The following is a 14291-nucleotide window of genomic DNA, read 5'->3' as shown; positions in this document are numbered from 1 at the left end:
GCATCGCAAAGCTTATTATTTTTTATTCTTTTCTTTGACGACAGAATTGAGCCTGTCGTTACATGCCTGTATATGCCTATCGAACTATTCAGCAACCTGCTGAAGGTATTTATAAAGAGAAGGGAAGTAAGTTCCTGGCATTTGCATATCCGGTAAAATCAGAAGGAGACATCCGTGAAAAACTGGATGCATTGCGAAAGGAATATTTTGATGCGCGCCACCATTGCTATGCCTGGATGTTAGGACCGGAACGAAAGATGTTTCGTGCGAATGATGATGGTGAACCGAATCACTCGGCAGGCGATCCGATCCTCGGACAAATCCGTTCGAAAGAACTAACAAATATACTGGTGGTGGTAGTGCGTTACTTTGGAGGAACGAAACTCGGAGTAGGTGGTTTAATCAATGCCTATAAAGTGTCTGCTGAAGATGCACTGAACCATGCAACCATTACTGAACTGGAAGTTACCGAACCCATTACCATTCTATATGATTACGCTTCCACTCCGGAAGTAATGAAGCTTGTAAAAGATTTTGATCTTAAAATTATAAGTCAGGATTTCTCCAACGGCTGTAGTATGGAAGCGGAGATCAGGTTGAAAGTAAAAGATAGTTTTACAGAGAAAGTAAAACTCATGAAAGCACTCGGTACTGCGATTGATGTACCAGCCCTGCCGTTGTAAACGCCGTTACGCTTTTCACCGTCCGGGTATATTTCAAAAGAGTGTAAATATTCCCCAAATAATGATGGACATAATCATGCCTATCAGGATACTTAGATTATTTAAATTTCTGTTTGTCATCGTTACCATCGGATTTTATTATAACAATGTGTAAAGATCGTGCCCGTTGCATGTGAACGGGCCATGTAGAAGAAATTTGTATATAGATGTAACGAAATGTTGTTAGAAACGTAAGAGAGCAATTCTGATTGTTTGTTTCCGCAGAGGAAAAGTGCAGAGGCATTTATGTATTGTGTGGCGGTGTGGGCAACGAAGTAATTCTATGCTGTGTCGCGACAGACAAAGTATAGAGAGGTTTGATCTGCGTCCTCTGAGGGCAAAAAAAATCCGCTATATGTGGAGAAGTACAAATTCCTCGTTTACTTTGTGGGGCTTTTTCAGAACGTGATCTTGAGCAACGCGAACATGAGAGTCGTGTTTATACAATTCCCGTATCGGCTTCTGAATTTATTTAGACTTTATCTATAAACATACTACACCATGATCGCGAAGAAAAATGCAGCGCTCGGATTTATCTTTGTTACGTTACTGATCGATGTGATCGGCTTCGGTATCATTATACCGGTAATGCCGCGCCTGATCAGTGAGATGCTGCACGTAGGTATTCCGGAAGCTTCCGAGTATGGCGGCTGGCTCATTGCTGCGTTTGCTATTATGCAGTTTTTGTTCTCACCGTTAATGGGTAACCTCAGCGACCACTTTGGCAGAAGACCGGTGTTGCTGGCATCACTCCTCGGTTTTGGTATAGACTATATATTCCTGGTGTTTGCTCCGAGTATCGAATGGCTTTTTTTAGGCAGGATCATTGCCGGTATAATGGGAGCAAGCTTTACCACCGCCGCAGCCTATATTGCCGACATTAGTGAACCAGAAAAGCGTGCGCAGAATTTTGGTATGATCGGAGCAGCCTTTGGTCTTGGGTTTATTATTGGTCCTGCATTGGGCGGTATACTTGCCAAGTATGGCTTGCGTGCACCGTTTATAGGTGCAGCAGCACTCACGTTGCTTAACTGGCTCTACGGATTTTTTGTTTTACCGGAGTCACTGAAGCCGGAGAACAGAAGGCCGTTTCAATGGGCGCGTGCAAACCCGGTGGGGTCACTGGAATTTTTCCTTCGCTATAAAGTAATTCTTGGTCTGGTTGCATCCATTGTGTTGATCTATATAGCTGGTCATGCCGTGCAGAGTACATGGTCGTACTATACCATGGAGAAGTTCGGTTGGAACGAAGAATGGGTAGGATACTCGCTGGCTTTCGTTGGTCTGATGGTTGCCATTGTACAGGGTGGACTTATTCGCTTCATCATTCCGAAACTCGGACAGCAACGAAGTGTATATATAGGTATAATGCTTTACGCCATTGGATTCTTCCTCTTTGGTATCGCATCGCAAGGTTGGATGATGTTTGCATTCCTGGTGCCTTACTGCCTCGGAGGTATAGCAGGACCGTCTCTACAAGGTATTATGTCAGCGCAGGTTCCTCCAAATGAACAAGGCGAATTACAGGGAGCACTCACCAGTCTCATGAGTCTTACCTCAATTATAGGCCCCGTTATGATGACGTGGATCTTTCATCACTACTCCGATAAAGATTCAGGAGTATATTTCCCCGGAGCCGTAATGATAGCGGGCGCTGTGCTGACTATAGTAAGTGCGTTCTTGGCGCGCCTCAGCCTGAAAAAAAATAGCCACTAGCTTCCGCTGCCAGTAGTTAGCGATGATGCTGCATGTCTATTTTCCAGAATGAATAGCTGTGAGCTTCTGGTCACTAACTGTTAGAAGATCTTGCTGATGTAGCGAGCATCTTTTTTAGTAAAGCAGCAGCTATGGATTATGACAGATTAAAAACCGGACGCTTGCAGCCTGAAGCCTTCAACCTCGCTCAAGGTAACTATATCATAGTATCCGTTAGCAGTAGCGTTTACTAACACGAAGTGTCCTGCAGCCAAGATACCAGCGGCAGCTTTTCTCTTGCAGCTCAAGGCTCGCAGCTATTTCTCTACAGTCCGAGTACTGCTTTCAGCTTCGTATATCCGCTCTTGCTTAGTGGTACGCGCACGTTGTTTTTCAGGAGTGCTACGTGTGTGTCTTTTTCGAGGGGTTCGATGCGGGTGAGTTGATTGAGTTGAATGATATAGGAACGATGGACACGCACAAACTGGTTGGCATCCAGGGATTGTTCGTAGAAGCTCATGGTCTTCTTTTTCAGGAACATCTCTTTCTGGGTATATATCTTCACGTAGTCATCGTACGCTTCTATGTATTGTATTTCATGTACCGGTATAATGCGAATGTTACCGCCTTCTTTTACAACAATACGGTTGCGCTCTTCGGGTTGTCGTATTTCCTCCTGTAACAACACCTGCGCGCTTTTCTCGGAAGTGCTGCGTTGCTGCGACCATTTCTGTAACGCTTTATCAAAACGATCTTTACTGAAAGGCTTCAGCAGGTAATCGATCGCGTGCGCTTCAAAAGCTTTCATGGCATACTCATCGAATGCAGTGGTAAAGATTACAGCCGGAGGTTGCTCCAGCAGTTCAAGCATCTCAAAGCCGTTGATCTTCGGCATTTGTATATCCAGAAAGATCAGATCCGGTTTGTGAGTTGTTATAGCTTTTACACCTTCAAAGCCATCATTACATTCCTGTACAATGTCAAACTCGGTATGTGGCTGCAGGTATTCGCGTGTAATGCTGCGTGCCAAAGGTTCATCGTCTATGAGTATAACTTTAATCATGCGGTCTGAGGTATGCGTACTTCGGTTATAAATACAGGGAGTTCGTTTTCTTCTTGTTGTTTGGTTGTCATCAGGTCGGTACGTGCGTACAGCAGGTAGAGCCTCCGTTGCACGGCATTCAGTCCGAAGCCCGTACCTTGCCGGGGTTGTGCTGTGGCAGGATCAAACGGATTCTGAACCGTGAGTACCAGGTGATGATCTTTAATAGCAGCGTCTATGCGGATCGTTATCTCACCCGTAGTATCATACAGTCCGAACTTTATGGCATTCTCTACGATTGGTTGCAACAGCAGCGAAGGTAACTTCATCGCAAGCGATGTCTCCTCTTTCGTCACCTCGGTGCGCAGGCGGTGACCGAATCGTACTTTTTCAATATCTAAATATAGCTGTAAATGGTTCAGTTCTTCTTCGAATGTTACCAGTTGCTGGTCATCGCGTTTTATAGTACCGCGAAGAAAATCTGAAAGCTGTTGTATCATGAGTCGTGCCTGCTCAGGTCGTGAACCTGCCAGTGCACTAATAGAGTTGAGACTATTAAATAAAAAATGTGGTTGCAGTTGCTGGCGTAGTGTAGCCAGTTCTGCTTCGCGTGCCATGCGTGCCGCATCTTCTTCACGCTTCTCGTAAGCCTGCTGGTCCTGCATCACAAACCATACCCAGCTTAATACAGCAATCAAGGCAATCATCAGCCACGCTACAACCCCACGTAATAAATGCGAGCCGTTTAAAAACATCAGGTACGGTTCATTATCGGCAAACATATAGGTTGCCATGAGCCAGCGGTGCAATACAACAATGATAACCGCGAGTGTTATACTCCACACCACCAGGTAAAATGCATTCTTCAGGCTGGGCTGATAGAAACGCAGGGAGTTAAACATAAAATATCCGGCTGTCGCAATCAGCAGATTCATGTTCACCGCATCTGCCAGTGCTATTGTATAGCTGAAGTCAAATGTACTGCCAATGGCATAGGTCTCCAGCAATACCAGTAGCAACCACCACGCTATATAGGCAATCGTAATTTTTTTAATGGACAGACGGTTCGGGCTCAAGGTATATATAGCGTATAGTTATCGATTAAAACAATGGCATCGCGTTCAGACGAAGTGCCATGGCCTTTTGGTGGATAAAGTTAACATATGATTTCGCTTCATCCATTTCGTGAATGCGGGAATATACTTCAACGCCATCTTCCAGCCTTTTTATGTGCATGAGCTCGGCTACATTGATGAACTCCCACTTCACCATTTTATTCTTGTCGTTCACGAATGAGTCTTCTTCACTCAATCCGATCATTCTTGCTTTCAGAAAAGCCTCTTCCTGCGTTTCAGCTTCAATGAGCCGCAGTTGTTCATCAAATTGTTTGGTGTCTTTGTTCTCCGCTGTGATGCCAAAGACGATTTTTGCGATGTACCAGTTCATGAGTAATGCTTGAAGGGTTATTAAAACGATATACATAGTTTGGGTCGTGAGCGATTCGCCCTTCATTTGCAGAAGGGCAGAAGTCGCTAGTAGTTTTTAATGTCGATTCCACCAAAGACACATGTACCTTTCAGTACAAGAACCTTGTCAGGATCAGGCGTAGTGATATTCTTACGCTTATCGTCCAGACCACCGAATACACTTACCAATTCTTCCGTCTGAATTTTCCAGTTAGAAGGAACCACCAGTTTTGTTCCGCCAAAAACCTGCACGAGTTCGAGCTCGGCTTTGCCATTTATATCCGCTTGTGTCAGGTTGATCTCAACACCACCGAAGAAGGTTACGGCTTCTCCGCCTTTAAAATCTTTCGAGATGATTACTTTCTTGGCGCCACCAAATACAGTAACGGCGTTGATATAGTCTTCTTCCGTATTTTGTGTATCCACTACTGAAAATTGACGACTGTCACGTCTTTCATGCCAGCGTCTCCATACGTGGTCGCGGTTTCTTTTCGGTTTGAAGATCATCATCAAACCAACGATGATAATGATCACGGGCCAGAAGAACTGTTCGATAGAAATGTCTTCAATAAATTCATCCGATAAGAAAACCAACCCTATGGCTACTGGCATGAGCCATCCCCAGTGACGGAAGTTATGTTTAGCTCCGATAAAAAAGCCAAACGCGATCAGTGCCATTTGCCAGGTAAAGATCCAGGCAGGTAAATCGGCTCCGGCTTTTCTTGCCAGTAGCAAAGCACCTACGCCTACTATGATAAGACCTGCCCATGCGCGGCCTGAGTTGTTCGGTATTTCTTCGGGTGTGCGACTTGAAGGAGTAGTCGATATATTTTCCTGCGTATTCATTTGTGCTTGATTTTTATGTAAATGTACGCGCAGACCACGCCCGCGACTATGGCAGATAGGCCGGCAAGGGAGCAGCGTAGGTGAAAGGGAGTTTGGGGGCGGTGAGTTTTTGGGGAGCTGCGAGTTGTGAGCTTTGAGCTGCGAGACGAGTAAGAAGCCAGGAGTAAGAAGTAGGAAGGGCTGCTGGCCTCAGGATGTATAGCGGTGATGTAAACGTTGCTAATTAGTAGTGAAGTAGCCATCAGATAAACAGCTAGGAGCTGGAGACTGGGAGCTAGCAGCTAAATTGTGTCAGGAGTAAGAAGCAAGAAGGCTGCTGGCTGCAAGATGTATAGCGGTGATGTAAACGTTGTTATTAGTAGTGAAGTAGCCATCAGATAACAGCCAGGAGCTGGAGACTGGGAGCTAGCAGCTAAAATGTGTCAGGAGTAAGAAGCAAGAAGGCTGCTGGCTGCAAGATGTATAGCGGTGATGTAAACGTTGCTGTTAGTAGTGAAGTAGCCATCAGATAAAAAGCTAGCAGCCAGAGGCTGGCAGCTAGCAACTAAAAAAGGCTCCACCAGTTCAGCAGAGCCATTTTGATACGTAGTTCTTTTCAGACTATATACAGTCGTGTTTGCGTTTGGGGCGGAGCATAATGCTGAGGCCTATCGCAATAACGATGATGGGCCAGATATAGTGACCGAGGGAGAAGCCTTCAATGAAACGATCGGCCATGAACAGTCCACCAATGGCCACGGGTATGAGCCACTGAAAATCACGGAAGCTGCGTCTGGCACCTGAATATATACCGATGGCTATAATGATCATGGGCCAGGCAAATAACCACTCCGGTAAAACAGCACCGGCTTTGTGTGCAAAGAGTACAGCACCTGCTGCAACAATAACGAGGCCACCTAGAATGCGACCTCTCTGTTTGCGCTGGTATTTTTTGTCTCTGTTTTCTGTAGTATATTCAGTGGTTTGCATGGTATGAATTTTTTTATTCGAATATACGGCAAGACTATACCAATCGGCCATCAGCTTTAGGCGTGTCGGGGATGTGCGTAGGTGAATAAAAGAACCCGGTCGGTGAAATGGGCTGTCGGTAGACTGATAATTTTTAGCTATTTTAACAGAAATAAAAACCCCTATGAAGAAAAACAATTTACTATTGTTGGGGGCATTTTGTGCCCTGTCTATTTTCTCAAGCTGTGATGACGATGATATTCCTGCCATTGAATACGAAGAGCAGGGCGTGATCAAAGGTACAATCACCGGTACAGCATCTGATGATGCAACAGCTATCAATGAACAATTCAGTTATTCGAAGTATAATCCGAGTTATTATACCGGCCCGTATTCATCTTCGTATGACCTGGATGACGATGGTTCTATCGAAATGCAGATCATCCGCCAGGACGTAAAGACGGGTGGTGGTGTGCAGTTGAACCTATACCTGGAAAATGCCACCGATACATCTCCCGAATATGAAATTAACGTGGTGTACATCGAAGAGAGCGATAAGATTTTATACTTCTCTACGTCCGGTGACTCGTATGAAGATTCTGATAACGAATCTTCGATCACGAATTTCTCATTTGATTTAGCGTCTGGTCGTGTAAAAGGTGACTTCAGTATTTCGGGTAGCGATAATACCACGGATAACAATTCTACTGTAACCGGATCTTTTGATGTAGTTGTAAAGCAGACCATACAGTAACATGAATATGAAAAGTATATTTAGAATATTCGGACTTGCTGTTATAACACTGATATTTTCGCAGTGCGGTGATGACGATGTTCCGGCATTGGAGTATCAGCAACAGGGTGTGATTAAAGGCACGATAACCGGTACAACAAGTGAAGGAAGTGTGGCGATCAATGAATCGTTCAGCTATTCGCAATATCAGCCGGGACTATATGGTATACAAAGCATCTCCTATTATGAGATCGATGACGATGGATCCATTGATATATACATTGTACGGCAGGATATGAAAACCGGAGGGTATTTTACGTTCCGTTTTTCATTGGATGATGCCGCAGATACTGAACCGAACAGCTATATGACCATGCAGTATCGTGATAACGACTTCAATAACAAGATTCTTGATTTCTACATGAGCTCATCCGGTAATGACCTGACTATATCTGATTTTTCTTTCGAGAATGCTTCCGGCCGCACAAAAGGCAAATACGTTGTGGAAGGTTCTGAAAACAGTACAGGCAAAAACGCTACGGTAAGTGGTGAGTTTGACGTGGTGGTGAAGCAGGTTGTTTTTTAGTGGCTGCGGGTTACTGGCTTCTCGAAAGGAAGTAAGAAGCAAGGAGTAAGAAGTAAGAATTTGGAAGTAAAATAAAATAGCCACTCGTTTTGAGTGGCTATTTTTATGTGGTAGCTATATATATTTATAAGGGATATTCGAAATGGTACGTGCCTGAGCCTAGTGTTAGTATCAAATCTTTATCCCGGCTTTCTGTTTTGAATTTTTGTTGTTCTATATCCTTCGCCTGTTCGGTAACTTTTTTACCGCTGGCTTGCGGAAGGGTAACTGTTGCTGTTGTGTTGGCTGGTATAATTATATCGAGTTTCAGAATACCATTCTCAGTTTTCCATGCAGATTTAGCAGCGCCATATATAGTCTTGAGTTCGGCTGCAGCTTGTGTTAGTTTGCCTCCGGGTTGAGGTGCAATGGTAATTTTCTTATAGCCTGGTGATGCTTCCTGTAATCCGGCTACGGTGCGATACATCCAGTCGCCTATTGCGCCATAGGCATAGTGGTTAAATGAGTTCATGCCCGGTGTCTGAAATGTGCTGTCGGGTTTCATGCCGTCCCAACGTTCCCATATAGTGGTGGCACCCATTTTTACCGGGTATAGCCATGAAGGATATTCTTCCTGTAGTAACAGGTCATACGCTACATCGGTATAGCCGAAGCGTGTAAGCACATGGCAGAGATACGGAGTGCCCAGAAAACCGGTAGTAAGGTGATTGCCATAGCTCTTTACATTCTGTGCGAGTTTATCGGCAGCCTGCGCACGCAAAGTTTCCGGTAACATATCAAAGTGCAATGCAAGTGTATAGGCTGTTTGTGTACTGGATACCAACCGGCCGGATGGTGTTACATACTCTTTGAGAAAAGCTTCTTTGATCTTTTTTAATTGCGCAGTATAGTGCTGCACATCGGCAGGCTTGTTTAATACCTGTGCCGTGTTCAGCATCAGTTGTGTGGAGTATGCCCAGAAGCATTGTGATATCAGGTATTTATCAGTCACCGCAGAGCGGCCGTCATTGTCATCAAAAGGTCTGTAGAAAAGCCAGTCGCCAAAATGAAAGCCGCGGTTCCAGAGATCATTTTTACTTCTGCGTTCCATATAGCCAACCCAGCCTTTCATGCTTTCATATTGCTGTTCCAGAATTCGCTGGTCGCCGTAGGCCTGGTATAAATTCCAGGGTATAATTACAGCTACATCGGCCCAGCCCGTGGAGGCAGCAGCACTGTCTCCTAATACATTGGGTATAACAAAAGGCACAGCGCCATCTTTACGCTGATCGGCTTCCACGTCTTTCAGCCATTTGTGAAAGAACGATGCAACGTTCATATTATACGCAGCCGTGCGAAAGAATACCTGTGCATCGCCTGTCCAGCCCAAACGCTCATCGCGTTGCGGGCAATCGGTAGGTACATCAACAAAGTTTCCTTTTTGCCCCCACTGAATGTTATGCTGAAGCTGATTGATTAGCGGATGAGACGAAATGAAATTACCAGTAGGCTTCATATCCGAATATACTGCCGTGGCCGTTATCTTGTCGGCTGTAAGTGTGCCGGGATAACCTTCCACCCATGCATACCGGAACCCGAAGAAACTGAAACGCGGCTCGTATATTTCTTCTTCACCACCTTTCAGTATATATACGATCTCAGCCTGTGCAGCACGCAGGTTTTCAAGGTATACATTCTTTTCTTTGTCCAATACCTCGGCATGACGAATCGTAATCTTGTCACCGGCATTGCCTTTTACTTTTAGTGTAACCCATCCTACGAGGTTCTGTCCGAAGTCTACAACGGTTTGGCCTTTCGGTGTTTTAAATATTTTGAGTGGTTTGAATGTTTCATGCTTTCGCACGGGAGGTCCATACGATGCCACTATATTTTCTTTTCCGCCCGGTATCACGTTTACACCCTGCCAGTCGCTATCGCTAAAGCCGGCTTGTGTCCAATTCTTTTTCTCAAGCCGCGCATCGTATGCTTCACCATAATATATACCCGCTCTGCGAATGGGACCGGTGGAGGATTTCCATTGCGCATCGGATGTAACGAGTTCGGTTGAACCATCCGTATAGGTTACTTCAAGTTGATATAGCAGCCCGAGTGTTTTTCCGTAAATGTTTTTCAATCCGCCCCACGCCAGGTTTCCGCGATACCAGCCATCGCCCAGTAGGGCACCCGTTGCGTTGCGACCTTGCTTCAGTAAACCTGTAACATCGTACGTTTGGTATTGCAGTCGCTTGTTATAACTTGTCCAACCGGGAGTAAGATACTCATCACCTACACGCTTCCCGTTGATGTGCGCTTCGTATAGCCCATGCGAGGTAATATAGAGTCGTGCTGATTTTACAGCCTTTTTCAAGTCGAACTCCCTGCGAAGTATAGGAGCAGGACCAGCCGAGCTATCGCCTGGTATAGCGGGTTCGATCCAAGAAGCTTTCCATTCATCCGGGGTAAGCAATCCAACTTCGAATGATGCAGGTTTACTCCAGGCTGAAGCATTCCCTTTGTTATCCCACGCACGTGCCTGCCAGTAGTATTGCTGTTTTGCCTTTAGTGGAGTGCCGCTATAGGAAATGAATGCTGATTGATCGGAGTTTACTTTACCGGTTTGCCAGGCTATACTTTTAAAGTTGCCATCGGTGCTTACCCGCAGTTCGTAAGCTGTTTGAAGTATATCCCGCTGAGGCGACACCAGCACCCAACTGAATCGTGGCTGGGTAACATCCAGGCCGATCGGGTTCGTCTGATATTCGGTGGTAAGCTCAGCGAGCTGAAGTTTTTGAGCGATGCCCGGTATACCGGCAGCAACGCAAAGTACGAGTAGAATTAGTTTACGGAACATAGTGTCTGGTTATGCTCTGTAAAATAAAAAGTTGCCGGTAATTAACTACCCTGCTCTTTGCTGGTGTGCCTTAGAAAATGTTGTGAAGTTTGGCGTATTGCAGGAGCATGATGGTTTTGGCATCGCGTATTTCACCCGAAGCAATCATGCCATAAGCCTTTTCGAAATCAAGCTCGAGCACTTCAATGTTCTCGTCTTCATCCACACCACCACCTTCGTTCACTTTTTGTTCATGCGAATATTCTCCGATGAAGAAATACAAGATCTCCGTAACTGACCCGGGCGACATATATACTTCAAAAATCTTTTGAACATGCGAAATGCGATAGCCGGTCTCTTCTTCGGTTTCCCTGCGAATGCAGTCTTCCGGATTATCAAGATCCAGCAACCCGGCACAGGCCTCTATGAGCATTCCATTTTCGTTACCGTTTACAAAAGTTGGCAAGCGGAACTGGCGTGTTAAAATTACCGTACGTTGCTCTTTATTATAGAGGAGGATGGTAGCACCGTTACCACGGTCGTACGCTTCACGACTTTGCGTTAACTCCTGACCTTGCCGGTCAATGAAGGTAAACGTGTATTTGTAAAGCTTGTACCAGTTCGCAGAAAGAATTTCTTTCTTCAGAATTTTAACAGCGGGAGTCATTTGTTTTTGTGATGGGAGAATAACCTTGAACACCTTTAAACTTGATCCTCATCGGTTTTGTTACAGAACGGCTTCTGAAAAAAGAATATATACTATAACTATAGCAATCTATAGTATAGTGACAGGCTGCGCTGCGATCAGTTTTCTATATATCTCCAGGCATACCCAGGCATCGGTAGCGGCATACTCCAGCTGCTTCTCCGTAAGCGTAGGAGCTTCCCAGTTCGAAGTCTGGGCACTTTTTGAAATGCGGAAGCCGAGCAGCAAGCCGGTAAGTTTCTTTACACTTTCCACCTGCAATCCTTTTTCTTTAGACAGCGTGGCCAGTTCAACAAATCCCTGGGGTTGAAAGCGCTTGTTCTTCTGCAGTGCTTTTATATCGTCACGGATGGCCACACCCGCTTTCATGATATTCTCGTTTTCAAAAAATGCAGCGAGCTCATCCGTTACCCCGGTATGGTGCAACCTGATGAGGAATACTTTATGTGGTAACGCCAGTTGCAATAAGGCAACGTTGTACGATTGTCCCTTTTTAAAACTGGGGCGGGTTTCGGTATCAAATCCAACGGCATCATATTTCTCCATCTCCTTCAGCGCTTTGGAGAGCTTTTCTGCATCGGTGATCACGCTCACCTTCCCCGTAAAAGCTTTCAGCGGCAGCAGGTTAAGCTCTTCGGCCGTAATATTGGTCTTAGGATCTACGCTGTGTTCGGCAGCGTTGTTCAGATGTTCTTTCGGAGGAGTCATTAAAAAGTCCAAATTGAAAGCGTTTAAAAAATTTCCTTCCACTTAACGCCATTAAGATAATTTAAAAAATCATCTCCTCTCTGACCAAGTATAAATTTTCATTCGTATTCATATAAACAAAGCGGTGGCTCCCTCATTTTCAGTGCAAAACCTGTTTAATTTTTACTTATTTTGAGCCCACCTTAAACCTGAAACTGAATGCTTGACTCCCTTTTCCGAAAGAAACCGCTTGCCAAAATCCTGAAAGATGTTGAAAGTAATGAGAGCCACGGTGCTGGTGGACTTCAAAAAGTACTCGGTGTACGCGACCTCACGGCCCTCGGTATTGCCGCGGTAATCGGGGCCGGTATCTTTTCAACTATCGGCCAGGCTGCTTATGACGGTGGTCCCGGAGTTATATTCCTCTTTATCATTACGGCTGTTACCTGTGGCTTTACCGCGATGTGCTATGCTGAATTTGCATCGCGCGTTCCGGTGGCGGGCAGTGCCTATACTTACTCGTATGTTACGTTTGGTGAAATTGCCGCCTGGGTTATTGGCTGGGCGCTCATTCTGGAGTATGCTATCGGTAACGTGGTAGTGTCTATTTCATGGAGCAGTTACTTCGCCAATTTACTGGAAGGTGTCGGGCTGCATTTACCTGCATGGCTATCCACCGATCCGACAACCGCGATGAATTCGTACGAAGAAGCAATTGCAGCGGGCACAAGTACGGAAGGCCTTGCATGGACAACGGCTCCGGTTATTGCAGGTTTCAGATTCATCTGCAATTTACCGGCAGCCATCATTATTATACTCATTACTATGTTGGCATATGTAGGTATAAAGGAAAGTCGAAGCAGTGCAAACTTTATGGTGGGACTAAAGCTGGTGGTACTCGCGATCATTGTACTGATCGGTATATTTTATATTGATGCTGATAATTGGAGTCCGTTTCTCCCCAATAGTTTTACCGGTGTGTTGAAAGGTGTATCGGCTGTGTTCTTTGCGTATATAGGTTTCGATGCGATCTCTACTACAGCTGAAGAATGTGCTAATCCCCAGCGCGATCTGCCGCGCGGCATGATATACTCGCTGATAATTTGTACCATCATCTATGTAATCGTTACACTGGTAATTACCGGTATGGTAAATTACTCGGAGTTTAACAATGTAGCTGATCCGCTGGCGTATGTATTCGAGAAGATCAACCTGGGCAAAGTAGGATTCTTTATATCCGTTAGTGCTGTTATTGCTGCTACCAGTGTATTGCTGGTATTTCAGATCGGGCAACCGCGTATCTGGATGAGCATGAGCCGCGATGGTTTGTTGCCAAAACGTTTTTCTAAAATCCACCCGAAGTATCAGACTCCTGCTTTCTCTACTATCGTAACGGGATTCATTGTAGCTATACCTTCTCTATTTGTAGAAAGTGCTTTGATGACAGATCTTACCAGTATAGGAACTTTGTTTGCCTTTGTACTGGTATGTGGAGGTGTACTGATGCTGCCACGCGAAGAAAATACAGCGGGCAAGAAATTCAACCTGCCCTATATCAACAGTCAGTGGATTGTACCCATTTTGTTTATCGTATTCCTCTACGGTTTCCGCGAGCGCATTATAAACTCTGCCACCAACATCAACCACGAATCACACCAGGAAATTTTATTCCTTATATTCATTGTGCTGGCTACGGTAATAACCATTGCTTCGTTCATAAAAAAACTCTCCCTTATACCGGTGCTGGGTATGCTTTGCTGCTTATACCTGATGATTGAAATTCCGGCCCGCAGCTGGGGTGTATTTTTCGGCTGGATGGCATTCGGCCTCGTGATATACTTCAGTTATGGCTACTGGCGCAGTAAACTTTCTACAGAGAAGGTATAGCTTCGCGTGTGTGGAAGTTAAGAAGTCGGGAAGTCCGAAAAGACGGGAAGTCTGGAGACGGAAGAACCGAAATCAGTAACTCACAGCCAACGATGAAAGCAGATATAGTTTGAGGATATATATAGTTTAATACGCAAATGAAAATATACCATACAACAATGCTG

Annotated in this window: 13 protein-coding genes; 5 read left to right on the top strand and 8 right to left on the bottom strand. The window is 45.1% G+C overall.

The annotated features are described in order from the left end of the window. The first annotated feature begins 62 nt into the window (after window positions 1-62). Together ACFQ21_RS08510 and ACFQ21_RS08505 are read left to right on the top strand one after the other, a co-directional pair. The gene (locus ACFQ21_RS08510) at window positions 63-683 is read left to right on the top strand and encodes an IMPACT family protein (RefSeq protein ID WP_377577623.1); all 621 of its coding nucleotides are present in this window, start codon (window positions 63-65) and stop codon (window positions 681-683) included. A 540-nt stretch (window positions 684-1223) separates the two neighbouring features. Next, a complete protein-coding gene (locus ACFQ21_RS08505; protein WP_377577620.1) occupies window positions 1224-2438 on the top strand; it encodes a TCR/Tet family MFS transporter in 1215 nt (404 codons plus the stop codon). A 304-nt stretch (window positions 2439-2742) separates the two neighbouring features. Here ACFQ21_RS08505 and ACFQ21_RS08500 read toward each other — a convergent pair whose 3' ends face one another. From ACFQ21_RS08500 to ACFQ21_RS08480, 5 genes are all read right to left on the bottom strand, one after another. Beyond that, window positions 2743-3480 carry a LytR/AlgR family response regulator transcription factor gene (locus ACFQ21_RS08500; protein ID WP_377577617.1) on the bottom strand — a complete coding sequence of 246 codons (738 nt, stop codon included), beginning with the start codon at window positions 3478-3480 and terminating at the stop codon, window positions 2743-2745. After that, window positions 3477-4535, bottom strand: coding sequence for a sensor histidine kinase (locus tag ACFQ21_RS08495; RefSeq protein WP_377577614.1), 1059 nt, complete (start codon window positions 4533-4535; stop codon window positions 3477-3479). The genes ACFQ21_RS08500 and ACFQ21_RS08495 overlap by 4 nt, the downstream gene beginning before the upstream one ends. Window positions 4536-4560: 25 nt before the next feature. Continuing rightward, window positions 4561-4905, bottom strand: a complete 345-nt coding sequence (locus ACFQ21_RS08490) for a DUF4288 domain-containing protein (protein ID WP_377577611.1) — start codon at window positions 4903-4905, stop codon at window positions 4561-4563. A gap of 86 nt (window positions 4906-4991) precedes the next feature. Continuing rightward, on the bottom strand, window positions 4992-5771 hold the full coding sequence (locus tag ACFQ21_RS08485) for a LiaF transmembrane domain-containing protein (RefSeq protein WP_377577608.1): 780 nt from the start codon (window positions 5769-5771) through the stop codon (window positions 4992-4994). A 600-nt stretch (window positions 5772-6371) separates the two neighbouring features. Beyond that, window positions 6372-6740 carry a LiaF transmembrane domain-containing protein gene (locus ACFQ21_RS08480; RefSeq protein ID WP_377577605.1) on the bottom strand — a complete coding sequence of 123 codons (369 nt, stop codon included), beginning with the start codon at window positions 6738-6740 and terminating at the stop codon, window positions 6372-6374. A gap of 163 nt (window positions 6741-6903) precedes the next feature. On the opposite strand from ACFQ21_RS08480, the gene ACFQ21_RS08475 reads away from it, so the two are divergent. Both ACFQ21_RS08475 and ACFQ21_RS08470 read left to right on the top strand, forming a co-directional pair. Next, window positions 6904-7473 carry a hypothetical protein gene (locus ACFQ21_RS08475; protein WP_377577603.1) on the top strand — a complete coding sequence of 190 codons (570 nt, stop codon included), beginning with the start codon at window positions 6904-6906 and terminating at the stop codon, window positions 7471-7473. Window positions 7474-7480: 7 nt separating this feature from the next. Next, window positions 7481-8038, top strand: coding sequence for a hypothetical protein (locus ACFQ21_RS08470; protein ID WP_377577600.1), 558 nt, complete (start codon window positions 7481-7483; stop codon window positions 8036-8038). A gap of 124 nt (window positions 8039-8162) precedes the next feature. On the opposite strand, the gene ACFQ21_RS08465 is transcribed toward ACFQ21_RS08470, so the two are convergent. The 3 genes from ACFQ21_RS08465 to ACFQ21_RS08455 form a co-directional block, all read right to left on the bottom strand. Continuing rightward, window positions 8163-10868, bottom strand: a complete 2706-nt coding sequence (locus ACFQ21_RS08465) for a family 78 glycoside hydrolase catalytic domain (protein WP_377577597.1) — start codon at window positions 10866-10868, stop codon at window positions 8163-8165. Window positions 10869-10938: 70 nt separating this feature from the next. Then, window positions 10939-11514 (bottom strand): GDP-mannose pyrophosphatase NudK, encoded by a 576-nt coding sequence (gene nudK, locus ACFQ21_RS08460; protein ID WP_377577594.1) that lies wholly within the window; start codon window positions 11512-11514, stop codon window positions 10939-10941. 108 nt (window positions 11515-11622) lie between these two features. After that, window positions 11623-12273 carry a 3'-5' exonuclease gene (locus ACFQ21_RS08455; protein WP_377577591.1) on the bottom strand — a complete coding sequence of 217 codons (651 nt, stop codon included), beginning with the start codon at window positions 12271-12273 and terminating at the stop codon, window positions 11623-11625. Window positions 12274-12459: 186 nt separating this feature from the next. Between ACFQ21_RS08455 and ACFQ21_RS08450 the strand changes: the two genes are divergently transcribed. Continuing rightward, on the top strand, window positions 12460-14127 hold the full coding sequence (locus ACFQ21_RS08450) for an APC family permease (protein ID WP_377577588.1): 1668 nt from the start codon (window positions 12460-12462) through the stop codon (window positions 14125-14127). Window positions 14128-14291: the final 164 nt, after the last annotated feature.

Source organism: Ohtaekwangia kribbensis (assembly GCF_042676245.1).
Classification (GTDB): domain Bacteria; phylum Bacteroidota; class Bacteroidia; order Cytophagales; family Cyclobacteriaceae; genus Ohtaekwangia; species Ohtaekwangia kribbensis.
This window is presented reverse-complemented; position numbering and strand designations above follow the sequence as displayed.

Bases quoted from the DNA above. Each gene is read 5' to 3' on its own strand.
- ACFQ21_RS08510 (WP_377577623.1), top strand. From the start codon at position 63: ATGCCTGTATATGCCTATCGAACTATTCAGCAACCTGCTGAAGGTATT.
- ACFQ21_RS08505 (WP_377577620.1), top strand. From the start codon at position 1,224: ATGATCGCGAAGAAAAATGCAGCGCTCGGATTTATCTTTGTTACGTTA.
- ACFQ21_RS08500 (WP_377577617.1), bottom strand. From the start codon at position 3,480: ATGATTAAAGTTATACTCATAGACGATGAACCTTTGGCACGCAGCATT.
- ACFQ21_RS08490 (WP_377577611.1), bottom strand. From the start codon at position 4,905: ATGAACTGGTACATCGCAAAAATCGTCTTTGGCATCACAGCGGAGAAC.
- ACFQ21_RS08485 (WP_377577608.1), bottom strand. From the start codon at position 5,771: ATGAATACGCAGGAAAATATATCGACTACTCCTTCAAGTCGCACACCC.
- ACFQ21_RS08480 (WP_377577605.1), bottom strand. From the start codon at position 6,740: ATGCAAACCACTGAATATACTACAGAAAACAGAGACAAAAAATACCAG.
- ACFQ21_RS08475 (WP_377577603.1), top strand. From the start codon at position 6,904: ATGAAGAAAAACAATTTACTATTGTTGGGGGCATTTTGTGCCCTGTCT.
- ACFQ21_RS08470 (WP_377577600.1), top strand. From the start codon at position 7,481: ATGAAAAGTATATTTAGAATATTCGGACTTGCTGTTATAACACTGATA.
- ACFQ21_RS08465 (WP_377577597.1), bottom strand. From the start codon at position 10,868: ATGTTCCGTAAACTAATTCTACTCGTACTTTGCGTTGCTGCCGGTATA.
- nudK (WP_377577594.1), bottom strand. From the start codon at position 11,514: ATGACTCCCGCTGTTAAAATTCTGAAGAAAGAAATTCTTTCTGCGAAC.
- ACFQ21_RS08450 (WP_377577588.1), top strand. From the start codon at position 12,460: ATGCTTGACTCCCTTTTCCGAAAGAAACCGCTTGCCAAAATCCTGAAA.